The sequence below is a fragment of the Apibacter muscae genome (assembly GCF_007845635.1).
Taxonomy (GTDB): Bacteria; Bacteroidota; Bacteroidia; order Flavobacteriales; family Weeksellaceae; genus Apibacter; species Apibacter muscae.
This window is the reverse complement of sequence record NZ_SELG01000033.1, coordinates 25,618-50,861: the sequence shown is the minus strand read 5'-3', so window position 1 is coordinate 50,861 and position 25,244 is coordinate 25,618. Positions and strand designations below refer to the sequence as shown.

The following is a 25,244-nucleotide window of genomic DNA, read 5'->3' as shown; positions in this document are numbered from 1 at the left end:
CTAAGATAAAAATTTATATGTCGTCTTTTTTAGCAAAATTAGAGATGGAAGGAGATACTTACAATGTTTTACAGTGTAAATATGATTTCTATCAAAACATAGATAATGCAGGAAAACCTCAAGGATCTTGTAAAGGAGGAAAAATTTTATTAACTATTGAAAGTAGTGGTAAACCTACTTTTATAGAATGGATGCTATCATCTGAAAAAACCAAAGATGCAGTTATAGTCTTTTATAGGAGAGATGCGATGAGTAAATTGCAAGAAGTTAAATTTGAAAAGGGATATTGTATTGAATTTTCAGAAGAATTTGATGCTATCAATGATCAACCCATGAAAATAAAATTACTTATTTCTGCAAAAAAACTTTCCATCTGTACGGTAGGATTTGAAAATAGTTGGAAAATCAGTTAATTAAATAAAATTTATACTTGTTAAAAGGCTTTTATAATATATAAAAGCCTTTTTTTATAGGTAAGTATTATGATAATGCATCCATCAATGACGGAATAATTTGTTTTTTTCTAGAAACTACACCCTTTAAAAAAGCCTCGTTATCAATAAATTTAGTATTAAAAGCTTTCTCACATTCGTTTATTAGACCGCCAGCAGAAATCATTTTAGAGTCACCCTCTAAAATATTTGTAATAACAAAAACAAATAAATCCAAGGAAGATTCAGAAATTGTATGGTTTAGTACATCAAGGATTTCATTTTTTCTCGATAAAATATCAGAAAAATCTATAGCATTGACTTGCGATACAACAATTTTTTTTCCATGAACTTCAAAAGACTTAGCATCTAAATGAATGAGCTGTTCAGCAGTTTTATTGGATAGATTAGTCCCTGCCTTTAGTAAATCTAATCCATAACTATTAATATCAACTTCTGCGATAGAGCTTAATTCCTCGGCAGCTCTTACATCTTCTTCCGTGCAGGTTGGAGATTTAAAAAGTAAAGTATCAGAGATAATACCTGAGAGCATTAATCCTGCTATATTTTTAGGTATAGCAATACTATTTTCTTTAAAAATTTTTAAAATTATAGTTTGTGTACACCCAACAGCTTCTGCACGATAATATAAAGGAGAGGCAGTTTGAAAATTAGCAATTCTATGATGATCAATAACTGCAAGAATATTCAATTCTGAAATATCAGAAACAGCCTGTTGAAACTCATTATGATCTACAAGCATTACATCTTTAGTATCATTAGAAGCACGATCAATAATTCTAGGAGCATCAAACTTAAAATAGTTTAAAGCAAATAATGTTTCCTCGTTACATTCTCCTAATGCAACTGCTTCAGTATTTTTCCCTAACTGATTTTGAAGAAAAGAAAAAGAAATTGCTGAGGTAATTGAATCTGTATCAGGATTTAAATGTCCAATAACCAGTATTTTATTCATAAATTAAATTTAGATTATCAAATAATTTAGGTGTTTAAAATCAATATACAAATATACATTTAAAATATAGATTTAAAATGAGAGACAAAATGCTTTAGAGTTTTAAAATGTATTTTGAAAATATATAAATAATAGATAATTTTTTAATTAATGAAAACTTATCTATTTTTGCAATACATAAATTTGAAAAAACATGTTTCAAAGTTTACAAGATAAATTAGATAAAGCCTTACATAACATAAGTGGAAGAGGGAAAATTACAGAAATTAATGTTGCTGAAACCGTTAAGGAAATACGTAGGGCTCTAGTTGATGCAGATGTAAGTTACAAAGTAGCTAAAGATTTAACCAAGCGCATACAAGACAAAGCTTTAGGGCAGAATGTATTAACTTCCTTGTCTCCAGGGCAATTGATGGTAAAGATTGTACATGATGAACTTGCGCAATTGATGGGTGGTGAAAATGTAGGAATAAACTTATCTTCAAACCCTTCCATCATTCTTATTGCAGGTTTGCAAGGTTCTGGAAAAACAACTTTTTCAGGAAAACTTGCCAACTATCTTAAAACAAAAAAAAATAAAAAAGTTTTATTAGTCGCTGGCGATGTTTATAGACCTGCTGCAATAAATCAATTGAAAGTATTGGGAGAACAAATAGGAGTAGAAGTATTTTCAGAATTAGAAAATAAAAATCCTGTTGAAATTGCTCAGCATGCTATTGAATATGCCAATCAAAATAAATTCTCGGCCATAATCATAGATACAGCTGGTCGATTAGCCATTGATCAAGTAATGATGGATGAAATTAAAAACGTTCATCAAGCGGTCAATCCACAAGAGACTCTATTTGTTGTAGATTCAATGACAGGCCAAGACGCTGTAAATACTGCGAAAGCTTTTAACGAAGTCTTAGATTACAACGGGGTAGTTCTAACTAAATTAGACGGAGATACCCGTGGGGGAGCGGCATTAACCATTCGTACAGTGGTAGATAAACCTATCAAATTCATATCTACAGGTGAAAAAATGGAGGCATTGGATGTATTCTATCCAGAGCGAATGGCTGACAGAATTTTAGGAATGGGTGATGTTGTATCTTTAGTGGAAAGAGCACAAGAGCAATTTGATGAGGAAGAAGCCAGAAAATTACACAAGAAAATAGCTAAAAATCAGTTTGGTTTTGATGATTTCTTAAAGCAAATCAAACAGATTAAGAGAATGGGAAACATGAAAGATTTAATGGGAATGATTCCTGGAGTAGGTAAGGCATTAAAAGATGTAAATATAGACGATGATGCCTTTAAATATGTAGAAGCGCTAATATATTCAATGACACCGGAAGAACGAAGAAACCCATCCATTATAAACACTTCAAGAAAAAATAGAATAGCCAAGGGTAGCGGTAGAACCATTCAAGATATTAATCAGTTACTTAAACAATTTGAACAAATGAGTAAAATGATGAAAATGATGCAAAGTCCGCAAGGAAAAATGATGATGCAAGCTATGGCAAAACAAATGGGGGGAGCAGGAGGTAAACCTTTTTAATAAACCAATTTTATATAAATAAAAGGGAGGAAACTAATTTTAGTTTCCTCCTTTTTTATACATTTATAACTCTATGGTTTGTTTATTAAATTTAAGAACTCTTGCTCATCTAGTATGATTACACTGCCTAGTTCCTTTGCTTTTTTCAACTTAGAACCCGCTTTCTCACCCACTATTAAATAATTTAAATTTTTACTTACTGATGAAACATTCTTACCACCATTTAGCTCCACCATCTGTTCCGCATTTTCTCTAGTAAAAACAGTTAACTTTCCGGTAAACAAAAAGGTTTTTCCCTCAAGTTTATTGGATATTAAACTATTATTATCTTCAATTTCAAAATGCAAACCAGCCATTTTTAGCTTTTCAATAATTCTCCAATGAACATCATTACTAAAATATTCAACCAGACTTAAAGCTATTTTTTCGCCAATATCATCGGTATTGATCAGCTCCTCAACAGAAGCATTTTTAATATTTTCAATAGTTTTAAATTTTTTTACTAATTTTTTAGCTATTGTTTCTCCAATATGCTTGATGCCTAAGGCATACAAAACTTTTTCAAAAGGAGTGTTTTTAGAATTTTCAATTCCATTGATTATATTTTCTGCAGATTTATCAGCCATACGGTCTAAATGGATCAGCTGTTCCTTTTTAAGCTCGTAGAAATCAGAAATATTTTCAATTAATCCATTCTTATAAAGCAAGGTTACTGTTTCAGCTCCAACACTATCAATGTTCATGGCTTTTCGTGATACAAAATGCTCTAGTCTTCCTATAACCTGAGGGGGACATAGATCCTCATTGGGACAAAAATGGGCGGCTTCACCCTCTTTTCTAACAAGAGGAGTTTCACAAACCGGGCAATTTTTAATAAATTCAATTTTGGTAGTGTTTTTTTCTCTCTTATCATAATTTATATCCACAATCTTTGGTATAATTTCCCCCCCTTTCTCAACAAAAACATAATCATTAATCCTAAGATCCAATTTAGAAATAAAATCTTCGTTGTGCAAAGAAGCTCTCTTTACTACAGTCCCTGCTAATAATACAGGCATCAAATTAGCCACAGGAGTAATTGCACCAGTTCTACCTACTTGGTAATCGATACTTAATAATTTAGTTTCAACTTTTTCAGCTTTAAATTTGTAAGCAATAGCCCACCGCGGAGATTTAGAAGTGTATCCAAGTTCTTCTTGTTCACTTAATGAGTTCACTTTAATGACAATTCCATCAATTTCAAAAGGGAGGTTAAACCTTTCGGTGTTCCAATAATCAATAAATTGAAAAACCTCATCTAAATTTTTACATAGTTTAGCAAAATTTCCAATTTTAAAACCTAAGTTTTTAGCATATTGCAAGGATTCCCATTGAGTTGCATAAACATCATCAACCGAAATTATGTTATAAAGATAACAATCTAACCCTCTTTTGGCAGTTTCAGTACTATCTTGAAGTTTTAAGCTACCACTAGCGGTATTTCTTGGGTTTGCATAAGGTTCCAATCCTTCGCTAATGCGTAATTGATTTAATTTTTCTAAAGATTTTTTAGGCATTATTATTTCACCCCTTATAAAAAATCTTTCAGGATAATCTCCAGAAAGTTCCAAAGGAACTGAACGTATCGTTTTCACATTAGTACTTACATCGTCTCCTTGAAATCCATCACCCCTTGTTATCGCCTGTTTAAATTTTCCTTGTTCATATAAGATACTTATAGATAAACCGTCGTATTTTAATTCACAAACAAATTCCACTTCATCGGAAATAGATTTTTTAATACGTTCAGCCCAATCATGAATATCATCAAAAGAGTAACTATTATCCAAAGAATACATTCGCTTTTCATGTGTAATTGTAGAGAAATTTTTAGTGATTTCTCCACCTACACGGTGAGTAGGAGAATTAGGATCATCCAATTCAGGATAGGCTTGTTCTAATTGTCTAAGTTCATTTAATAATTGATCAAATTCATAATCGGATACCTCAGACTTATCCAATACGTAATATTGATAATTCAGGTGATTAATCTGTTTGCGTAGCTCTTGAATTTTTATAAATATGTTGTCCATTATTAATAAATAATTGAAGATTGAAAAGATGCAATAAAAATATAATTTTATTAGAGAATTTTATCATCTTATCCTTTCATTTTTTTTTGCTATAAAGCTATTATAAACAGATTTCCATCCATGTTGAGAGATTAAGTAATGGTATTTTGGAAAAAAACGGTTAATCTCGTATAAAATTTCTTTTGGAACATTAGATTTCCGCAATTTTTTATTTAATTGAATTTGAGTGCCTAATTCAGCTCCTTTTACTGGAGAGGGGAGTAAATTGTATATTAATAAATTAAATTCCCATGGATGTTGAAGGTCGCAGTCTATAGGTCTTCGTATAACAGGAATAGGATTCATGATTTTTTTTAAAAATTTTCTGGCTCCGTTACGAGTCCATATAGCAGCCAGTGTAGTTATTGGAATGCTTGTTCCACAGGCCGCTAAAAAATAACCTTTGTATATATCTGTAATTTTTATGTGATGTCTTTTTCCATTGATTAATTTAAGAATTTCCCATTGATGTTTTTTTGAAAGATTGTTTTTATGATTTAATATGCTATTTTCTATAATATTTTTAAAATCGGTACATAAAATAGCATCATCTTCAATTATAAGCGCATATTCATATTTAGAAACTAGAAATGTTTTTAATGCTTTCACATGACTTAGATAACAGCCTATTTCTCCCGGAACCAAATCTCTGTCGTATTTGTTTTTAATTATATACTCATCTCCTTTTAATAAACTACCATCTACCGCAGGAATCCTTAAAAAGTTCATTTTTTGTTTTTTAAACTCACTTTCCATAAAATTTAGTCGATCTTTGGAACGGTTTAAATTAATTAAATAGGTTTCATAGAGGTTAAATGGTGAATTCATAAACTTAGTTTTGGTATGTAAAAATATTAATAAAAATCAATAAGAAAAATACACTCACTTCATGTTAAAAATAATTTCTAAATTTGTTTTATTAATTTTTAATGGAATAATATGTCTTACGGATTGCTGAAAGGGAAAAAAGGAATTATTTTTGGAGCTTTAGATTCTAATTCTATTGCTTGGAAAGTGGCAGAGCTTGCTCATCAAGAAGGAGCAGAATTTGTATTAACAAACGCACCAGTAGCCTTAAGAATGGGAGAATTGAATGGATTGGCTGAAAAAACGGGTTCAGACATTGTACCAGCAGATGCTACATCAATGGAAGATTTGGGTAAGTTGTTTGATCATACACTTGAAAAGTTTGAGAAAATTGATTTTATTTTGCATTCCATCGGTATGTCTGTAAATGTAAGAAAAGGAAAAGAATATACAGATATTAATTACGATTGGTTAATGAAAGGTTGGGATATATCCGCAGTTTCATTTCATAAGGTTATGAAGACTGCTTGGGATAAAGATGCGATGAATGAGTGGGGAAGTATATTAGCCTTGACATATATAGCAGCACAAAGAACTTTTCCTGGATATAATGATATGGCAGACAATAAAGCCTACTTAGAAAGTATAGCTAGAAGCTTTGGTTATGAATGGGGGAATAAAAATAAAGTTAGAGTAAATACAATTTCACAATCTCCAACACTTACAACAGCAGGACAGGGGATAAAAGGGTTTAATGGATTTGTAGATTTTGCAAAAGAAATGTCACCCCTAGGGAATGCTACAGCAGACGATTGTGCGAATTACTGTATAACTTTATTTTCAGATTTAACTAAGATGGTTACCATGCAAAATTTATTTCACGACGGTGGTTTCTCAAATGTTGGAGTAAGCGAAATGGTTATGAATAGATTTGAAAAATAATTTTCTTCACATAAAAGTAAATATTTAGAAAATAACTAAGTGGATCTATATTTTGTAGATTCACTTTTTAATACAATAATTCTCCTAATTGAAATTTTTTAAAGGATTAAATGTATTGATAAAAAAATAAAGCCTTACGATTCCGTAAGGCTTTTTATCTTTATAAGATTTAAAAGACTATTTTAATAATTTAGTTTTAGCTTCATCAATATGAAAGTAATTTATAACCGCATTATAATCATTATAATCAACCGGTGGTGTAGTACTTTGTGTTGATGGAAAGAAACCTGGAAGTACTACAATCCTAAACCATTGATTGGTTATGTATTCAGGATTTAAATTAGCAATATTTTTATATCCATCTACATAAATGGTGAAGTCTTCCATACTAAAATCGTAATTATAACTTACTGTTCCGTAATTATCTGCATACGTACTTGGCAGTAATTCCCATACTGGGTTTCCTGATGTGGTAACATTGGTTTGTCTGTAAATCAATAGATGTTCAGAATTACTTAAGGTAAAAGGAGCTCTAAAGATATAAGAAGAAGGATTTACCTCTGTAAAAGAGGTTACATTAATTTCATAAACTTCTGGTATTGTGTCTGTATCAGTGTATAAATTGTTATTACTATTGTTATCATCATTGCTACATGAGATAATGAAAAGATTAAGGATTGCAATAAGCAAAGTAAAACCAAGAATTTTTTTCATAAAATTTAACTTTATCAAAATTAATTAAGCATTTTGACAAATATAAACGAATTAAGTTTAAAGTACTACCTTTGCATGTTAAAAATTTTTAAGAAAAATGATTTTAGTACAGAATTTAGGACTTCATTTTGCCGGAAGATATTTATTTGAAGAGGTTAATTTTAGAATTAATAAAAATGATAGAATAGGGCTTGCAGGAAAAAATGGTGCAGGAAAATCAACTTTATTAAAAATTTTAGCAAAAGAACAACCCTCTACAGAAGGTAATGTTGAAAAGGAAGGAGAAGTAAGGATTGGTTTTTTAAAGCAAGATCTAGATTTTGAAAAAGGTAGAACGGTTTGGGATGAAGCAAAACAAGCTTTTAAGGAACTAAATCAAATTAACGATAAAATTGATAAAATAAATCATGAGCTAGCAACTCGTACAGATTATGAATCTGATTCTTATGCTAAATTAATTCATGATCTAACAGATTTAACCGACAGATTTTCACATTTAGGAGGCTACAATATAGACGGTGAAATAGAAAAAATACTAAAAGGATTAGGGTTTAAAGAATCAGATTTTAATAAACTAACCGACGACTTTTCAGGTGGATGGAGAATGCGAATAGAATTAGCAAAGTTGCTCTTAGAAGAAAACGATGTACTTTTATTGGATGAACCTACCAACCACTTGGACATAGAATCCATAATTTGGTTAGAAGGATTTTTAATAAACTATAAAGGTGCTGTTGTTTTGGTATCTCACGATAAACAATTTCTAACCAATGTAACCAATAGAACCATTGAAATTTCAAACCAAACCATTCAAGATTATAAGGCAAATTATACTAAGTATTTAATTCTAAGACAAGAAAGAAAAGAGAAGCTTATACAATCTCAAAAGAATCAGGAGCAGGAAATTAAAAGAACTGAGCAACTTATACAAAAATTCAGGGCAAAAGCTAGTAAAGCTTCTTTCGCACAATCCCTAATAAAAAAGTTAGATAAAGTAGAAAGAATAGAAGTGGAAGATGAAGATGTAACCCGTTTTAATATCAAATTTGAGCCAAGTGTAACACCTGGGAAAATCATTTTTAAAGCAGAAAAACTGGGAAAATCATTTGGGGATCATGTGGTTTTTCAAAATGCTGATTTTTTTATTGAAAGGGGAGAAAAAATTGCCTTTGTAGGTCAAAATGGGCAAGGAAAAACCACTATGGCGAAAATTATGGAAGGAGTAATTCCTCATGAGGGTTCGTTGGAGATCGGTCATAATGTACAAATCGGTTATTTTGCACAAAATCAAGCAGAAGTTCTTAATCCAAATAAAACCATTTTAGAAGAAGCAGAAGATTCAGCAACAGAAGAATCCCGCCCTAGAGTTAGGGATTTATTAGGATCTTTCTTATTTCAAGGAGATGAGGTTCAGAAAAAAGTATCTGTTCTTTCCGGAGGAGAAAGAAATCGATTGGCTTTATGTAAATTATTACTACGTCCGTTTAATACATTGATAATGGACGAACCCACCAATCACTTAGATTTGCAATCCAAAGCTATATTAAAACAGGCTTTAATAAATTTTCAGGGAACTTTATTATTAGTTTCTCACGATCGTGAATTTTTAGATGGATTGGTAAATAAGATTTTTGAATTTAGAAACGGTGAAGTAAAAGAATTTTTAGGAGGCATCACAGAATATTTAGAATATAGGAAGAAAGAAAATATGAGGGAGGTAGATATGGAAAAATCTACACTTGCCAAAAAAGCATTTACCCAAGAGAATAATCCTTCGGCTCCAAAAAAAGAAGATTCACTTAAAACAAAAGAAGAAAAAGCATTGGAAAATAAATTAGCTAAGCTAGAAAAAGATATGGGGGAGGTAGAAACTAAAATAAAAAGATATGAAGAAAACTTTGCTAATGAAAACCCAACAGAAGAACTTTTAAAAAAATATGAAGAATTAAAACAAACATTGCTTAATTTAAATAAAGAATGGGAACAGACTTTTAACCAATTAAGTTAATTGAAAAAATTATAAATAAAAACTAAATTATTACTACTATGATTATATTTTTTGGTATTAGATATACCACAGGCAGGCTTATACTTACTGGTCAAGAATGTCCAGCATGTAAAGAGAATCACTCTTTAGCTGTAATTCCACAACAAGGTTATTTCCACATTTTTTGGATACCTGTATTTCCAATTTCAAGGGATTATATTCCTGTATGTAACTCTTGTGGATCTACATTTATACACAAAAGACCTCCTATAGATAGAGAGCTTAAGTCCCAATACAAAACCCCAGTATGGACTTTTTCAGGACTCATAATTATAGGCATATTCTTACTTTATATATTTTCAATGATGCTTATATCTAAAATATAATAACTATTAAGATTTTTAATTAGAAATCTAATATTTATTTTTTATACTAAATCTTATTACCATAAAGTGGAATAAGATTTAGTATTTTCATTTATAGCTGAATTCGTAGCAAGTTTTCCAAGATTAGAAAAAAAGTTTTAAAAATTAATTTTTTTATCACGACATCTAATTGCATATCTAGAATGAAATTTGTACAATTTGTTAATAAGTATATTTATATCAACACTAATAGATAACAATGTATTTTTAAAGAACTAAATCATGAAAAATTCTTAATGATTATAGGATAGAATTGTTATCTTTAAGCATCATATAAAAGACACCAAGTATTTCTAAACAAATAAAAAAATTCACTTGCCATGGAGAATGATGGGAATAAACTTAACGTTGACTTTTTATATCTACCCGTTGTAAACTTTGCTATGCAGCAAAATAGAGTCTCTCTCATACGAGATCTTTCAATTGAAAATCTTACAGAAGAAATACTAAAGGATATTAAAGTTAAGTTAGTGGCAGATCCTGAATTTACAACAATTACTCCTATATCCATAGAAGGAATCCAACCAAAAGAAAAAGTTAGACTAGAAATACCGAAAATAAACCTATCAGCCAATTATTTTGCACCACTTACAGAACAAATATCCGGATACATAGCGCTTAAAGTATATTCAAAGGAGAAACTTCTATTCGAAGAAAAATATTCAATCAACATTTTAGCTTACGATCAATGGGGAGGTATTGGGGTATTGCCCGAAATGCTTGCTGCATTCGTTACACCGAATCATCCTGCAACATTACCCATAATTAGGCGAGCAGCAATGATTTTAGAAAAATGGACAGGCAACCCATCCTTAGACGAGTATCAAAGTCGTAATCCAGACAGAGTACAAAAACAAATGGCTGCAATATACACAGCCATAGCTGAACAGGAAATTATATACAGTACTATACCTGCCAGTTTTGAAGACTATGGACAACGAATCCGGTTAGTAGATTCGGTATTAAATCAAAAACTTGGAACCTGCCTAGATATGGCTTTGTTATATGCTTCATGCTTAGAAGCGATCGGGATAAATTCACTGATTATTGTTGTAAATGGACATGCTTTTGCCGGAGCTTGGCTGGTTCCTGAAACTTTTCCTGATAGCATAGTTGAGGATGTATCTCTTATTAAAAATAGAATTGCCGAAGGCATCAACGAGATCACACTAGTAGAAACCACTGGTATGAATATGGGGCAGAATGTAGAATTTGATCAGGCAGTTAAAAATGCAAACCATCGTATTTCACAGAATGGTTTCATACTAGCAGTAGACATCAAAAGAGCTCGTTTTTCAGGGATAAAACCCATACCTCAGCGAGTTTTAAATGGACAACATTGGGAAATAAAAGAAGAAGAACTTAGTCCTATTTCAGATAGATCAGAAATAACCCCACAAAATATTAATCCTTACGATTTGTCTGGAATAAGTTCAGAAGTTGTTGTTACCAAGCAATTATTATGGGAACGAAAATTACTCGATTTAAGTTTGCGTAATAATCTTTTGAATATAAGGCTTACCAAAAACACATTGCAGCTAATTTCTACCGATTTAGATATTTTTGAAGATGCTTTGTCAGAGGGAGAGGAATTTAGAATATTGCAAAAACCTACGGATTGGGAACATCCATTATTCGATTTTGGCCTTTATAAATCAGTCACAGAATCAGATCCTATAATGGATCTCGTTAAATCGGAATTAACTCAAAAAAGGATTCGATCTTACCTCACTGAAAACGAACTTAGCAAAGCCTTGACCCACTTGTACCGTTCATCTCGTACAGCCATGGAAGAAAATGGGGCTAATACTCTGTACGTTGCCTTAGGTTTATTAAAATGGTACGAAACCCCATCAAGTGAGCGACCACGATATGCTCCCATATTGTTGATTCCTGTTGAAATTATACGTAAATCAGTAGCCCATGGGTACGTAATTCGTTCAAGAGAAGAAGAAATAATGGTAAATATTACACTCTTGGAAATGCTTCGTCAGAATTTCAACATTAATATTTCTGGGTTAGATCCGCTTCCTACAGATGGAAGTGGGGTAGATGTAAAACTTATTTACACCATTTTTAGAAATCGTATAAAGAATCAGCCCAAATGGGATGTAGAAGAACAAGCCATATTAGGTTTGTTTTCATTTAATAAATTTATTATGTGGAACGATATTCACAATAACGCTCATAAGCTTATTGAGAATCAAGTAGTTTCCAGTCTTTTGAATGGTAAAATAGAATGGAACATGGAAGAAAGTGTTGTTGATGCAAACACATTTGACCATAAACTTCTTCCTAACGAAATTATTTTACCAATTAGCGCAGATTCTTCTCAATTGGAAGCCATTTGGGAAGCCTCAGAAGATAGAAATTTTATATTGCATGGTCCGCCGGGTACAGGAAAATCACAAACCATTACAAACCTTATCGCCAATGCCTTGTACAAGGGCAAGCGGGTTTTATTCGTTGCTGAAAAGAGGGCGGCATTATCCGTAGTTCAACGACGATTAGAAGCGATTGGTTTAGCCCCTTTTTGTTTAGAATTACATTCCAATAAAGCTAAGAAAGGAATGATTCTTTCTCAATTGAAAGAAACCACTGAGATAGTAAAAAACATACCTCCAGAAAATTTTAAACAGGAAGCAGAACGTATTTTTACCCTACGTACGGAGATAAATGAGTATATGGAGGCCTTGCATAAGGTGTATCCGTTTGGACACTCTCTTTACGAAGCCATTGTTAAATATCAACAAATAGATGCTGAACCTCAATTTAAAATACCGGAAACACTTTTCTCAGAATTAGACCTAAACAGAGAACAACAATGGAGAGAAACACTAGAACAACTTATCTCTGTAGCGGGTGCTTGTGGGCATCCATACCAGCATCCTCTTACAGGAATTAATATCGATGAGTATTCGCCAACAATTAGAGAGGAGGCTACAAAAATTTTACAGGATCTAATCAGATTGATCACTGATATTCAAAAAAACTTGGAGCAACTACCAGATCTTTTTAATGAATTTGAAGTTAACAAGGACAAAACAAATTTAAATATTGTAACTAGCCTCATTGATAAGTTATTAAGTATTCCTGAACTTACCACTGAATTACTAGTATCTCCTCAATTAAATGAGACTTTAGATGAATACAAAGATGTATGCATCCACGGAAAAAACAGAGATATTTTAAAGCAAAGTTTACTTTGCAAATTTTCAGAAGGAGTATTGTTATTAGACGCAAATAAAATTTTATTTGACTGGAATAGAGCATCTAATCAATGGTTTATACCTCGTTTTTTCGGTCAACGAACGATTAAGAAAAAATTGAAAGTATATGCAACCTGCCAATTGAACAAGAATCAAATAGCATCCACTTTAGAGGAAATAATTGCATTTCAATCAGAACAAGACTATTTGAAAAAATATGAAAATGATTTGCCTTTGTACTTTAAAAAGTATGGGCGTCAGGGAAACGAAAATTGGGAAACAATAGAGCAGATAATTGCAGATACTTATGCTATCCATTCATTACTATTGGAACATACCAAAGATCTATCCAAAGCTACAAATTTAAAGCGTGTATTATCCCATCAACTTCCAGATGGAATAAATTCCTTCAAAATAATGTATGGCAGTGCACTTATAAGTATAACCCATTTAAAACAGAATTTAGACCAGAAGGAAAGATTACTATATGATAAATTAGGTGTAAGTAAAGATATATTATACCAACCATCTATGAATTGGATGGATTCCGCTTTAGGGCAGCTGAATATTTGGAAAAAAAATTTAGATAAACTTAAAGATTGGTTTCAATGGTTGGTTGTTTATAAAAAGATGAAAGCTATACAATTAGGGTTTGTGGCAGATCAATATAAAGAGCAGAACATTGAAACAGTTAATCTTTTAAACATATTCAACAAAAGCTTTTATAAATCATCTATTGATTATATTATATCCAAAGAGCCTAATTTACAATTATTTAAAGGAGAAATATTTAATGATAAAATAGAAAAATACATAAAGCTGGTTTCAGATTTCGAGGATTTAACCCGAAAAGAATTAGTAGCTAAACTATCCGCCAATCTTCCCTCTTTTACTCGGGAGGCTTCACAAAACTCGGAAGTAGGTATTTTGCAACGGAACATTCGAAATAATGTCCGTGGGATTTCTATTCGAAGATTATTCGATTTAATTCCGACTTTACTGCCAAGAATGTGCCCATGTATGTTAATGAGCCCTATATCTGTAGCTCAATATATTGATGTAGATGCAGATAAATTTGACTTGATAGTTTTTGATGAAGCCTCACAAATGCCAACTTATGAGGCAGTCGGAGCTATAGCACGAGGTAAAAATGTGGTGATCGTAGGTGATCCTAAACAAATGCCTCCGACCAATTTTTTCTCAGTAAACTCTACCGATGAAGAGAATATAGAAATGGAAGATTTAGAAAGTATACTGGATGATTGTTTAGCTCTTTCTATGCCATCTAAATATTTGCTTTGGCATTACCGCAGCAAACATGAAAGTTTGATCGCCTTTAGTAACTCGGAATATTATGATAATAAACTGTTGACCTTTCCATCTCCGGATAATATTGAATCTAAAGTTAAATTAGTCCCAGTTCAGGGCTATTATGACAAGGGTAAAACCAGACAAAACAAAGCGGAGGCACAAGCCATAGTAGATGAGATTGTTAGGAGATTAAAAGATGATAAGCTTAGAACCAAAAGTATTGGGGTTGTAACATTTAGTTCCGTTCAACAATCTCTTATTGAAGATTTACTTTCTGAGGTATTTATGCACGACTCTCAATTAGAAAGTTTAGCGCTGGAATGTGAAGAACCTATATTTATAAAGAATTTGGAAAATGTACAAGGAGATGAGAGGGATATTATTCTTTTTTCAGTAGGTTATGGTCCGGATATAGAGGGGAGAGTGAGTATGAATTTTGGTCCCCTTAATAGAGAAGGGGGAGAACGTAGACTGAATGTAGCGGTCTCAAGAGCTAGATACGAAATGATTATCTATTCAACTTTACGCTCTGATCAAATAGACCTCAATAGAACCAGTGCTGTGGGGGTTGCAGGGCTTAAGCGCTTTTTAGAATATGCCGAAAAAGGAGGGAGAATAGCTACTAGTACGCAAAATATAATTTCTGAATATTCAATAAACGATATAATAGCCGGTCAACTCGAAAAGTTAGGCTACAAAGTTGATACAAATATTGGTTGCTCGGGTTATAAAATAGATATTGGAATTGTAGATAAAGAGAATCCATCCAGTTATATATTGGGGATTATATGTGATGGAGAAAATTACAAAAGAGCGAAGATGCTTCGAGATCGAGAAATTGTGCAAAATAGCGTATTAAAAATGCTAGGTTGGAGAATACTTAAAATATGGACTTTAGACTGGAGGGAGAATCCCAATGCAGTTTTAGCAAATATAGAGAAAGCTTTAATTGAAAAAGAAAAGAATACTGTGGATATAGGCATTAAAGCTTCACAAAAAAAAATGGAGGTTAAAAATGAAATCATAGAAGATACATCATCTCCCACAGAACTTGTTGAAAATAAGATATATTCTTATCAAACGGCAACTTTAATGCCTTCACCCTATGGGAGCGAAGAATTCTTTTATTCTGGACACAAATCTATAATTCTAAATCAGATTAAAGAAGTGATGGAAACAGAAGCCCCCATAAGCAAAACCTTACTATCTAAAAGAGTACTTGCTGCTTGGGGTATATCAAGATTAGGGCAACGTTTAGACAGTTATCTGCAAGAGTTGTTGATGTCTACTTCCTTTTTTATATCACAAAATGAAGATTTATCTTTTTATTGGTTGAACGAAGAACAATATCAGCGATATGATTATTTTAGAACCGGATTGCGTGATGCGGTTAATCTTCCACCGGAAGAGGTGGCTAATGCAATGAAGTATATTTTGACTAATGAGATAAGCATACCCACCACAGATTTATCCAGACTGACTGCTCAGCTTTTAGGTTTTGCTCGAAATGGATCTAACGTTGATGCGGCTATGCATAGAGGGATGGTCAAAGCAATTAAAAAGAATTATTTGAAAGTAGAGAATGGACGCGCAGTAATCATGTAATCTTCAGTTTTTTTAATGCTGCAATCGACCTTTTTACATATTCATTCTCAGGTTCTACCATGAGCCAGAAATTGAGGTACCCCATTAATCGTTGAAGGTAAACAGGATCTGTTGAACCCCTAAATCTTTGATGTTCGACTAAACCTTTGGTTAATATGTAATGCATATTCTTTCGGATTTCTCTTCTTTTAGCTCTGGGTATGGTCATCTTTTCACCGGAACTTATAGAGATACCGGTAACAATCTTTCGTTTCTTTTCTGTCAAGAAGCGAGTTTTTTTCCTTTGTATTATAAAATTTTCTTTTCTTATTATTACATCAATATCAGTAAGTAGAGGTTCAAAAGCAATATCAGTCCCTGAGAAAGTCAGATCATCAGCATAACGAGTATATCTCAAACTATTTTTCTGAGCAATGGAAGCTAATTCTATGTCCATATTAAAGGCAATTATATTGCTAAGAGTAGGGCTTGTTGGCGCACCCTGAGGAAGTTTTCCACCTAAAGTACACAATTCAGCTAAAACTTGGGATATATTTACAGGGTATCCAATTTTCTCAAAAGTTTTTATTACTCTATCTTTTTTTATTGAACCAAAAAAATCAAAAAGATCAACTTTTAAAATATGATTATTTCCTAAATGGGCTTTAGCGTTATGTGTAACCGAAAAATTTTTACGAAATCCCATACTTGCAGGGTGTATATTCACAGTTAATAAAGTTCGTTTATAGATAATTCTCTGAATATTTAACAATGCTTCATTAGGAGCAGATATGGTTCGATAGCCACCACTTCTTTTAGCTAGTTTAAAATGGCTATAATAGGCAGAAGTGTTTCTTAATATGCTGATCAATGTGTTTTTATCAATAATTAAGAAATTGGCACACCAAGTTATAGCTTCATCGTCGTAAGGTAAAGGTTTAGAAAATATACGGGCTAAGAAACTTTGTTTTTTAGCTTTTAAGACAGAGCCATTCTCTTTTTTTTCAACATCAACATTATTTCCGTCAAAGTTCAGAAGACGAAACAATAACCATATTACTAAAACTATAAAGAATACGACTAAGATTGTATTCATTCTTTAAATAAATAAAGAGAGGATGAGCGTTTACTTTCAGTAATACTTGGATTTATACCTAAGAATCTGAAAGGTTCAGGTAATAAATCGAAGTTATTACTGAATCTCAGAAAAAGGCATGAACCAACGAGGCGACTACACCTCTTTCTTGCTAAATTTTAACTCATCCTCTGAAATGCTAAAGTAGGTTTTTTATTTTAGTTATAAAATAAACTTGAGAATGTAATTCTAAGATTTATTAGAAAAAATTAAGCAGAATTGATTTTCAATGATACGTGATATTTGGATTGATACCTTCTAGAAAGTACTATTTGTAAATATTAATATTTGAAAAGTGGGAATTAAAAAAGACCTTAAGTAATTACTTAAGGTCTTTTTTTGAGAATCACTAGATTTAATTATAAAGGAACTTGCTCAAATCTTATAATTTCGCCATTTATATTCTCTTCAAATATAAATTTATTTTCATTTAACTCAACAATAACAGCTTTTCTTATACCTTCAAATTCACCTTGTGGATTTTTAAGGTAAGTGGTTAAAAGTTTACCATCTAAAGATACATACCAATCGCCATATTTAACGATTTCATTTTTATCAGTAAAACTAGATATAGTAAAATTACCATTGACATAATTTCCGTCTTTATTTTTAGGGAAATAAGCATTAGAATTTAAATTTATAAAATAACTATTGCCTGAATTTACGGTTGCTGGGTAATCATTTAATTTTAATTCAACTCCGGTGTTTAGATTAATAGCTTTATCTGTTTTCCAATTTACAGTAGCTAAAACCTCCGCTGGGGTTTTAGGTTCAGCATGATTATCTACTCTATTAACTAAATCATAATATTTACCAGGGTTTGTATCGTCATTAATTCTGTAGGTAAATAATGAATTATTTAGAGCAACTATATCAAAAATTTTATCGGCTTCAATGTTATATATATTTTCATCTGGATTAATAGTATTATTTGATTTATAAATAGCTAACTGTTTTTTTGTATTGTTTTCAATTAAAGACCAAGTACCAAATAGTTTAGTTTGGTTGTTTGCATCAACAACTCTAAATGTTCCATCGGGTTTATAATAAGTATATCCAGAATAAGTAGATACGGGTGAATTATTCAAGTCGAATAAATTTTTATTGTTGTCAAACGCTTCCGTAGATAACCAAATATGTTCAGAAAGAACAGGAACACCAGGGGGAACTATTTCTGGAGTAGTTGTTGAAGCATGAGCATTATCGTCATTTGAGCAGGAAATTGTAAATGATAATAATCCAATTGACGCTAGTAAAATCAAGGAATTTTTTTTGTTAAACATAATTTATATTTTTTTAATACGACAAATCTAATAAAATTAATATAAAAGATTTGCAATATTACTTCAAAATGGTATAAAAAATCTTTATTCAAAATAATAAATGTTATATGTATTCCTATGATATAGGTATATAATTATATTTTATGCTATTATAAAATATAACTATGAAGATTAGATATTTTTAGTACGAACCTGAACTATTCGTAGAAATTCTATGTTATAAGCCCTTGGGGTATATATCAATTGATATACGGATAAAAATATTTTATAGAAATATTGAAAGGAAAATGATAAAAATTTTAGTTATTTGTTTAAATTAATTTTATATTTAATAGAAATAAAACGAATAATTATGAATTCATTTACTGATGAAAATACAATTGCTCAAAAGAGTTCTAGGCCTGAATTTAATAAAAATGAAAGAAAAGAGAAAGATATTAAATTGAATAAACAGTCTTGGAAAAATGTGCGTTTGGAAGTAGGGTTTGAGTACGATGAGGACGGAGAAGTTTGTAATACTAAAACTCAATTGTTTTATATAGAATCAGAAAATGGTATAATAACTAAAATTGAAGAAAATAAACCCGAGGTATCAGCTGTAGATGTTATGGGAAAGCTGATTTTACCGCCTTTTAAGGATATGCATATCCATCTAGATAAAACCAATTACACTGAGCCATGGAAAGCAGCTAAAAAACGAAATGGAGGAGTAAGAGAAATGATAAAGTTAGAGCAAAAAAATATGCCTGCTATATTGGAAAATTCTACTTACAAAGCAGAAAAAATTATTGAACTTTTGCAATCCCATGGAGTTGCATTCGCTAGAAATCATTTTAACATTGAACCCACATCCGGATTTAAATCTTTAGAAAATTTAAACAAAGCCCTAGAGAATAAAAAAGGAATGTTCTTTACGGAAACGGTAGCTTTTCCACAACATGGGATATTCTATACTCCAACAGCACCATTAATGAAAGAAGTCGCTCAAATGGATATAGATTTCATTGGAGGTTTAGATCCACATTCTTTGGATGGTAGTATTGAAAAAACCATGGATTTTATATTTCAATTAGCCTTAGATTATAATAAAGGAGTAGATATTCACTTGCACGATATGGATGAATTTGGTATAAAAACCGTAGAATATATCACTCAAAAAGTAAATGAGAACCCTCAATTAAAAGGGAAAACATATATCAGTCACGCTTATGTTTTAGCGAATTTAAATAATACACAATTAAGAGATTTATCTGATAAATTAGCAGAAGCTCAAGTGGGTATTGTTTCCACCTTACCTATAGGATCCATTCGAATGCCTATACCTGCCTTGTATGAACACAAGGTAAAAGTTAGAACAGGTAACGATAGTATCATAGATCATTGGGATACCTTCGGAACCGGAAGTATATTACAAAAAGCCAATTTATTAGCACAAATGTACGGGTATAGAACTGAGTTTGAATTATCAAGATGTCTAAGAATTGCTACCACGGATGTTTTACCGTTAAACAATAAAGGACAGAGAGCATGGCCTAAGATTGGAGATCCCGCAGATTGGGTGGTTGTAGATGCTTCTTGTTCTGCTGAGGCGGTATCAAGACTATCTGCTGTAAAATCTTTAGTATCAAAAGGGAAAATGTTATTTTAGAAAATCTTACTAAAATTTAAATTTCATTGTAAAATTTTTATTATTTCTATACGTTATAAAATTTAGTAACTAAAATTTTATTAAATTCATAATATAAAAAATAATTAAATGAGCAATATTTTTAAAAGACTTTTACGCATAGGATCAGCGGAAATTCATTCAGTAATTGATAAGATGGAAGAACCAGTTCGAATGACAGAACAAGGGATTCGAGAAATGAAAGCAGATTTAGAAAATAGTTTAGAAGCCTTAGCCAAAATTAAAGCCTTAGCCATTCGTACAAACAATGATATATCTAAAAAGAACAAGGATGCAGAAGAATACGAAGCTAAAGCCATATTATTAATGACCAAGGCAAAAAACGGAGATTTAGATCCTCAACAGGCTGAAAAATTAGCAAAAGAAGCGCTCACCTTAAAAGCTCGTTTGCTTAGCGAGGCCGAGATTCTAACAGCCGAAAAGACCCAACACGATCGAGTGGTGGAAAACATGAGCAACAATATAGATATATTAAAATTTAATATAAATAAATGGGAAAATGAACTTAGAATACTTAAAGCCAGAGTTAAAGTAAGTAAAGCAACCCAAGAGGTGAATAAGCAAATGGCGCAAGTAGATAATGACGGCACTATGAATATGCTGGAACGAATGAGAAATAAAGTAGCCGATGACGAGGCACTAGCAGAAGCATATGGAACACTTGCCAATAAGAATATCTCAGTAGATGAAGCCATAGATCGCGCTATTGGAGGGGACTCTTTAAAAGTAAATCAAGATTTAGAAGAGATAAAAAGAAAATTAGAATTATAAAATATATTTTCTAATTTAATAATATTAAAACTAACTCAAAATATTTAAATGCCAGAAATTATTCATAGTCTTTTTTATCCTTTGTCTAATGCAATTATGTCCGGCTTTATGGTTGTTATATTCATCTATTGGATATTCGCATTCTTGGGGGTAGGGCTGGATAGCTTTGATTTCGGATTGGATTTTGATGGACCTGTTGAAACCGATCTAGATGTAAATACAGCCGTTGAGCCTGATTCTGATGTAGACGCGAATACGCATGCTTCCACAGGCAAAGATGTAGCAGAACCGCATACGTATCATGAAAAATCTGAGACCGATACCTCACACGAAACTGGAGATCATTGGTTTGTACGTTTTCTTAAATTTATGAATGTTGGAAAAGTACCATTTATGCTAGTGTTATCTACTTTAAAGTTTTTTACATGGGCAGGAAGTTTAATAACAACGCAAATAACTATGGTAGGCAATTGGGGCTGGAAATCAATAATTATATTAATTCCATGTTTTCTAATCGGAATTTTCCTAACAAAAATAGTGACAAATCCATTAGCTAAATTCTTAAAAAAGACAGGTTATCAGGGCGAGGATAAAATAGAATTTTTGGGAAGAAGAGGAAGAATGTTTTCAACCATTGAACATGAAAAACTAGGAAGTGCAGAATTTATTATAGAAAAAAATCCCATAAAATTAAACGTTATCAGTCATTCAGGCGAAAAAATAAATTACGGAGATTCAGTAATAATAACAGATGAATCCAAAGACAAAAAAGTATATTTCGTAACACGAGAAATTTCTCTAGAACAAAATTAAAATTTAAATAAAAACTAAATAGTATGAGTATTGGAATCGGTGGTATTGTAGCCATAATCGTAGGAGCATTTTTGTTTATAGCTCTCTTATTTTTAGCAATATTAGCCTCATTTTACAAAAAAATCCCTCAGGGAAAAGCAATTGTTAGGACAGGAGTAGGAGGAACTAAAGTAGCCTTCAATAAAGGAATATATGTTATTCCTGTATTCCATAAAATGGAAATTATGGATATTTCAGTCAAAAAATTACAAATTGAGCGCTTGGAAAAAGATGGATTAATATGTAAAGATAATATTAGAGCCGATATAAAAGTAGCATTCTTTATTCGTGTAAATAAATCTGTGGATGATGTAATTAATGTTGCCCAAACTCTAGGTTGTGAAAGAGCAAGTGAAGTAGAAACATTAAAAAATATTTTTGAAGCTAAATTTTCTGAAGCCTTAAAAACAGTAGGTAAAAAGTTTGAGTTTATTGAACTTTATGAAGCCCGAAGAGAATTTAGAGATGAAATTTTAAACATAATAGGAAAAGACTTAAATGGATATAACTTAGATGATTGTGCTATTGATTATTTAGAGCAAACCAATTTAAGTTATTTAGATCCTCAAAACATATTAGATTCCGAAGGGATTAAAAAAATAACAGAATTAACTGCTGCCCAAAATATTAATGCCAATTTAATTAGAAGAGACGAACAGAAGGTCATTAAAAAACAAGACGTAGAAGCCCGAGAAGCAATTCTAGAACTTGAAAGACAGTTAGCAGAAAAAGAAGAAAAACAGAAAAGAGAGATAGATAACATAAAATCAAGAGAAGAAGCAGAAATACAGAAAGTAAGAGAAGAGGAAAGATTAAAATCTGAGACTGTACGCATCTCCACAGAGGAAAGTTTAGCTATACAAGAAGAAAATAAACTTCGTCAGATTATTATTGCCGCTAAAAATAAAGAAAGAACGGATGCTGTAGAAACAGAAAGAGTAGAGAAAGACCGCTCTTTAGAACAAACCGAAAGAGAAAGAATTGTTACCCTTGCACAAATCAATAAAGAAAAAGTGGTAGAAGAAGAGAAAAAGAATATCCAAGATGTAATTAGAGAAAGAGTACAACTAGAGAAGGGGGTAGTAGAAGAACAACAAAACGTTAAAGACATAGAAGCACTTCGAGAAGTAGAACGTAAGAAAAAAGCAGGAATAATAGCAGCAAGTCAAGAGGCAGAACAAAATTTAATAAAAACGGTTAAAGAAGCAGAAGCTCAGAAAAAAGCAGAAGAAGAAAAAGCACAACGATTACTAATAGAAGCAGAAGCCCAAAAAGAAGCCTCTTTAAAACAAGCAGAAGCAAGAAAAATATTGGCAGAAGCCCAAGCCAAAGAAGATGCTACCTATGGATTAGCAGAAGCGGAAGTAATAAAAGCCAAAGCAGAAGCTGATGAGCAAAAAGGAATCGTAGATGCAGGAATTATAGAAAGAACAGCCAAGGCTGAAGCCCAAGGTATTGAAGCTAAAGCCGAAGCTAAACGTAAAGAAGGTTTAGCCGAAGCCGAAGTGATTAAACAAAAAGCATTATCAGAAGCGGAAGGAATTACAGAGAAAGCCGAAGCAATGAAAAAGCTAGACGGGGTAGGAAAAGATCACGAAGAGTTTAAGCTGAAATTACAAAAAGAAAAAGAAGTAGAGTTAGCGCATATCCACGTACAAAAAGACATAGCAGATGCACAAGCCCAAGTACTAGGAGAAGCCATGAAAACAGCCAAAATTGATATTGTGGGAGGAGAATCTACCTTCTTTGAAAATATAGTAAACCAAATATCCAGAGCCAAAGGATTTGACAAATTAGTAGAAGAAAGTAAAACGATTACTGAAATAAAAGAATCTTTGTTAGGAGATGGGAATGGAGAAGGAGATTTACATGAGAGGATTCGACATTTTGCTGAAAAATTTAATATATCCTCCGAAGATATTAAAAACTTGAGTATAGCTTCCTTGATCTTTAAAATGCAACAAAATGCAGGAACAGAAGATCAAAGTACACTAGGAAACTTATCTAATTTGGTTAAAAACTTAGGATTATCAAATAAAAAGTTAGGATAAGTACAATCTTTTCAAAATACACTTCCTAAAAAAATAGTAAGTGTATTTTGAAAAATATAGGGATAATTTTAAAATTATCAATAAGATATGATTAAAATATATGGATAGACTAACATTTTCAATTCAGAATAAAAAAATTTCATATCTTATATGGTTCATAGTCTTGGGTATTATTATAAGTGTTTTAATATCTCTAAAGTTTGTTAAGGCATTAGAGTTCCTTGCTATTTCTGGGTATTCAATAGTTGTATCAGTAAGTGTAGTTTTAATCTATCTTATAGTAACAAAAAAACTAACTGCATATATATCCAAGTTTATTTCGACAGTTATTTTTAAAATAACAATAAAAGATCAAATTGTAAGTGTTGAAGAGAAAAAATCCAATGGAATATTAAAAAATTACACCGTAGATGTACGAGATATTTATACAATTTATTATAATAAACATGTAAGGAATTCCAAAATATTAAGTCTAAAAATAAAATTGGTAGATATCCATAATAATACAAAATTTCGGATTATATCCTCATATTTTGAATAAGCAGATGGAAAAGGGAATCTACAAAATTTAGATTCTTTGTCAAATATTATATTCAATAAGCTAAATATAGATAGTGATTGTAAAGGTAAAAATAACTTTATGACCAATCTTAGAAAATACAAAGTAAAAAAGAATTAAAAATATAAAAACTATGAGAAAAAGATTTTTTGTATGGATACTTTTACTTTTTTTATTTAATTATGGAAATGCACAAAAAAATATTCCGGTTAAGGATAGTATTTTTCTTTTTGATGAAGAACATAATTCCTCAACCATGAGGTATACAGACACCATAAGAATAAATTACAACTATAATAAAGATTTATTTGATATTTTACCCCAAATCCCAGATAGTGCCATAGCTAGTTGGATATGGACTAAGAAAGAAAGGCAAGAGATAACTAATTCCGTAAAAAAGAATAATTTTTTTAGCGATACAGATTTTTTTTACAATAATATACAAGAAATAAAACCCAATTATTTATCTACACAGGTGGTAGACGGAAGCTGGGAATTAGCACTATATAAAATTAAAAAAGAACATTATATAGTCATTACTAACGATATAACAGGAGATGGGAAAAACGTAATGACATTTGAATATAGTAAAGGCAATTTAAAATCTATAGCCAATGAAAATATTTTTGATCAATATCCAGAAGAAATATTAAAAACTAATTCCACGGATTGTAAAGAACAAATAGAACATATAATCCCTTATATGAGCTATGATTTTGCCAATAAAAATGAAGTAACATTCTATTACGATTTAGATAATAAAAAATGTTTTAAGGGAAATACAGTTACCTATTTATTTGATAAGAATATAAAGAAATTCTTATTATCTACCATAGAATGGTATTAATTTTAAACAAAGGAAT

At 31.4% G+C, this 25,244-nt stretch carries 18 protein-coding genes; 12 read left to right on the top strand and 6 right to left on the bottom strand.

What is annotated here, in order from left to right; genetic code table 11:
- Positions 1 to 17: 17 nt before the first annotated feature.
- Positions 18 to 413 (top strand): type VI secretion system tube protein TssD, encoded by a 396-nt coding sequence (tssD, locus tag ETU08_RS06750; protein ID WP_146262268.1) that lies wholly within the window; start codon positions 18 to 20, stop codon positions 411 to 413.
- Positions 414 to 480: 67 nt separating this feature from the next.
- On the opposite strand, the gene ETU08_RS06745 is transcribed toward tssD, so the two are convergent.
- Positions 481 to 1,407, bottom strand: coding sequence for a manganese-dependent inorganic pyrophosphatase (locus ETU08_RS06745; protein ID WP_146262267.1), 927 nt, complete (start codon positions 1,405 to 1,407; stop codon positions 481 to 483).
- A gap of 193 nt (positions 1,408 to 1,600) precedes the next feature.
- On the opposite strand from ETU08_RS06745, the gene ffh reads away from it, so the two are divergent.
- The gene (gene ffh, locus ETU08_RS06740) at positions 1,601 to 2,953 is read left to right on the top strand and encodes a signal recognition particle protein (protein ID WP_146262266.1); all 1,353 of its coding nucleotides are present in this window, start codon (positions 1,601 to 1,603) and stop codon (positions 2,951 to 2,953) included.
- Between the two features lie 71 nt (positions 2,954 to 3,024).
- Here the strand turns inward: ffh and ligA are convergent, their stop codons facing one another.
- Both ligA and ETU08_RS06730 read right to left on the bottom strand, forming a co-directional pair.
- Complete coding sequence (gene ligA, locus ETU08_RS06735; RefSeq protein WP_146262265.1) at positions 3,025 to 5,025, bottom strand: NAD-dependent DNA ligase LigA; 2,001 nt, start codon at positions 5,023 to 5,025, stop codon at positions 3,025 to 3,027.
- A gap of 63 nt (positions 5,026 to 5,088) precedes the next feature.
- Entirely contained in the window at positions 5,089 to 5,892 is an 804-nt protein-coding gene (locus ETU08_RS06730) for a glycosyltransferase family 25 protein (protein WP_146262264.1), read from the bottom strand.
- 111 nt (positions 5,893 to 6,003) lie between these two features.
- Here ETU08_RS06730 and ETU08_RS06725 point away from each other — a divergent pair, with 111 nt between their 5' ends.
- Entirely contained in the window at positions 6,004 to 6,813 is an 810-nt protein-coding gene (locus tag ETU08_RS06725; protein ID WP_146262263.1) for an enoyl-ACP reductase FabI, read from the top strand.
- Positions 6,814 to 6,990: 177 nt separating this feature from the next.
- On the opposite strand, the gene ETU08_RS06720 is transcribed toward ETU08_RS06725, so the two are convergent.
- Entirely contained in the window at positions 6,991 to 7,527 is a 537-nt protein-coding gene (locus ETU08_RS06720; protein WP_146262262.1) for a hypothetical protein, read from the bottom strand.
- Positions 7,528 to 7,624: 97 nt separating this feature from the next.
- Between ETU08_RS06720 and ETU08_RS06715 the strand changes: the two genes are divergently transcribed.
- The 3 genes from ETU08_RS06715 (at position 7,625) to ETU08_RS06705 (ending at position 16,064) form a co-directional block, all read left to right on the top strand.
- A complete protein-coding gene (locus tag ETU08_RS06715) occupies positions 7,625 to 9,535 on the top strand; it encodes an ABC-F family ATP-binding cassette domain-containing protein (protein ID WP_146262261.1) in 1,911 nt (636 codons plus the stop codon).
- 38 nt (positions 9,536 to 9,573) lie between these two features.
- Complete coding sequence (locus ETU08_RS06710; RefSeq protein ID WP_146262260.1) at positions 9,574 to 9,900, top strand: zinc-ribbon domain-containing protein; 327 nt, start codon at positions 9,574 to 9,576, stop codon at positions 9,898 to 9,900.
- 359 nt (positions 9,901 to 10,259) lie between these two features.
- Complete coding sequence (locus tag ETU08_RS06705) at positions 10,260 to 16,064, top strand: anti-phage protein ProA (RefSeq protein ID WP_146262259.1); 5,805 nt, start codon at positions 10,260 to 10,262, stop codon at positions 16,062 to 16,064.
- Here the strand turns inward: ETU08_RS06705 and ETU08_RS06700 are convergent.
- Together ETU08_RS06700 and ETU08_RS06695 are read right to left on the bottom strand one after the other, a co-directional pair.
- Positions 16,057 to 17,139, bottom strand: a complete 1,083-nt coding sequence (locus ETU08_RS06700; RefSeq protein WP_146262258.1) for a retron St85 family RNA-directed DNA polymerase — start codon at positions 17,137 to 17,139, stop codon at positions 16,057 to 16,059. The genes ETU08_RS06705 and ETU08_RS06700 overlap by 8 nt on opposite strands.
- 398 nt (positions 17,140 to 17,537) lie before the next feature.
- The gene (locus ETU08_RS06695) at positions 17,538 to 18,461 is read right to left on the bottom strand and encodes a DUF4822 domain-containing protein (protein WP_146262257.1); all 924 of its coding nucleotides are present in this window, start codon (positions 18,459 to 18,461) and stop codon (positions 17,538 to 17,540) included.
- A 352-nt stretch (positions 18,462 to 18,813) separates the two neighbouring features.
- Between ETU08_RS06695 and ETU08_RS06690 the strand changes: the two genes are divergently transcribed.
- The 6 genes from ETU08_RS06690 to ETU08_RS06665 all read left to right on the top strand — a co-directional run bounded on the left by ETU08_RS06690 (position 18,814) and on the right by ETU08_RS06665 (position 25,228).
- Positions 18,814 to 20,109: an amidohydrolase gene (locus ETU08_RS06690; RefSeq protein WP_146262256.1), complete on the top strand. Its 1,296-nt coding sequence runs from the start codon at positions 18,814 to 18,816 to the stop codon at positions 20,107 to 20,109.
- 108 nt (positions 20,110 to 20,217) lie between these two features.
- The gene (locus tag ETU08_RS06685) at positions 20,218 to 20,919 is read left to right on the top strand and encodes a PspA/IM30 family protein (RefSeq protein WP_146262255.1); all 702 of its coding nucleotides are present in this window, start codon (positions 20,218 to 20,220) and stop codon (positions 20,917 to 20,919) included.
- Between the two features lie 48 nt (positions 20,920 to 20,967).
- Positions 20,968 to 21,732 (top strand): OB-fold-containig protein, encoded by a 765-nt coding sequence (locus tag ETU08_RS06680; protein ID WP_146262254.1) that lies wholly within the window; start codon positions 20,968 to 20,970, stop codon positions 21,730 to 21,732.
- A gap of 23 nt (positions 21,733 to 21,755) precedes the next feature.
- Positions 21,756 to 23,822, top strand: a complete 2,067-nt coding sequence (locus ETU08_RS06675; RefSeq protein ID WP_146262253.1) for a flotillin family protein — start codon at positions 21,756 to 21,758, stop codon at positions 23,820 to 23,822.
- Positions 23,823 to 23,922: 100 nt separating this feature from the next.
- On the top strand, positions 23,923 to 24,363 hold the full coding sequence (locus tag ETU08_RS06670; protein ID WP_146262252.1) for a hypothetical protein: 441 nt from the start codon (positions 23,923 to 23,925) through the stop codon (positions 24,361 to 24,363).
- Positions 24,364 to 24,514: 151 nt separating this feature from the next.
- Positions 24,515 to 25,228, top strand: a complete 714-nt coding sequence (locus ETU08_RS06665) for a hypothetical protein (RefSeq protein WP_146262251.1) — start codon at positions 24,515 to 24,517, stop codon at positions 25,226 to 25,228.
- The last annotated feature ends 16 nt before the right edge of the window (positions 25,229 to 25,244 follow it).

Excerpts from the sequence above, each read along its gene's own strand:
- tssD (WP_146262268.1), top strand. The coding sequence starts at position 18 with ATGTCGTCTTTTTTAGCAAAATTAGAGATGGAAGGAGATACTTACAAT.
- ETU08_RS06745 (WP_146262267.1), bottom strand. The coding sequence starts at position 1,407 with ATGAATAAAATACTGGTTATTGGACATTTAAATCCTGATACAGATTCA.
- ffh (WP_146262266.1), top strand. The coding sequence starts at position 1,601 with ATGTTTCAAAGTTTACAAGATAAATTAGATAAAGCCTTACATAACATA.
- ligA (WP_146262265.1), bottom strand. The coding sequence starts at position 5,025 with ATGGACAACATATTTATAAAAATTCAAGAGCTACGCAAACAGATTAAT.
- ETU08_RS06730 (WP_146262264.1), bottom strand. The coding sequence starts at position 5,892 with ATGAATTCACCATTTAACCTCTATGAAACCTATTTAATTAATTTAAAC.
- ETU08_RS06725 (WP_146262263.1), top strand. The coding sequence starts at position 6,004 with ATGTCTTACGGATTGCTGAAAGGGAAAAAAGGAATTATTTTTGGAGCT.
- ETU08_RS06720 (WP_146262262.1), bottom strand. The coding sequence starts at position 7,527 with ATGAAAAAAATTCTTGGTTTTACTTTGCTTATTGCAATCCTTAATCTT.
- ETU08_RS06715 (WP_146262261.1), top strand. The coding sequence starts at position 7,625 with ATGATTTTAGTACAGAATTTAGGACTTCATTTTGCCGGAAGATATTTA.
- ETU08_RS06710 (WP_146262260.1), top strand. The coding sequence starts at position 9,574 with ATGATTATATTTTTTGGTATTAGATATACCACAGGCAGGCTTATACTT.
- ETU08_RS06705 (WP_146262259.1), top strand. The coding sequence starts at position 10,260 with ATGGAGAATGATGGGAATAAACTTAACGTTGACTTTTTATATCTACCC.
- ETU08_RS06700 (WP_146262258.1), bottom strand. The coding sequence starts at position 17,139 with ATGAATACAATCTTAGTCGTATTCTTTATAGTTTTAGTAATATGGTTA.
- ETU08_RS06695 (WP_146262257.1), bottom strand. The coding sequence starts at position 18,461 with ATGTTTAACAAAAAAAATTCCTTGATTTTACTAGCGTCAATTGGATTA.
- ETU08_RS06690 (WP_146262256.1), top strand. The coding sequence starts at position 18,814 with ATGAATTCATTTACTGATGAAAATACAATTGCTCAAAAGAGTTCTAGG.
- ETU08_RS06685 (WP_146262255.1), top strand. The coding sequence starts at position 20,218 with ATGAGCAATATTTTTAAAAGACTTTTACGCATAGGATCAGCGGAAATT.
- ETU08_RS06680 (WP_146262254.1), top strand. The coding sequence starts at position 20,968 with ATGCCAGAAATTATTCATAGTCTTTTTTATCCTTTGTCTAATGCAATT.
- ETU08_RS06675 (WP_146262253.1), top strand. The coding sequence starts at position 21,756 with ATGAGTATTGGAATCGGTGGTATTGTAGCCATAATCGTAGGAGCATTT.
- ETU08_RS06670 (WP_146262252.1), top strand. The coding sequence starts at position 23,923 with ATGGATAGACTAACATTTTCAATTCAGAATAAAAAAATTTCATATCTT.
- ETU08_RS06665 (WP_146262251.1), top strand. The coding sequence starts at position 24,515 with ATGAGAAAAAGATTTTTTGTATGGATACTTTTACTTTTTTTATTTAAT.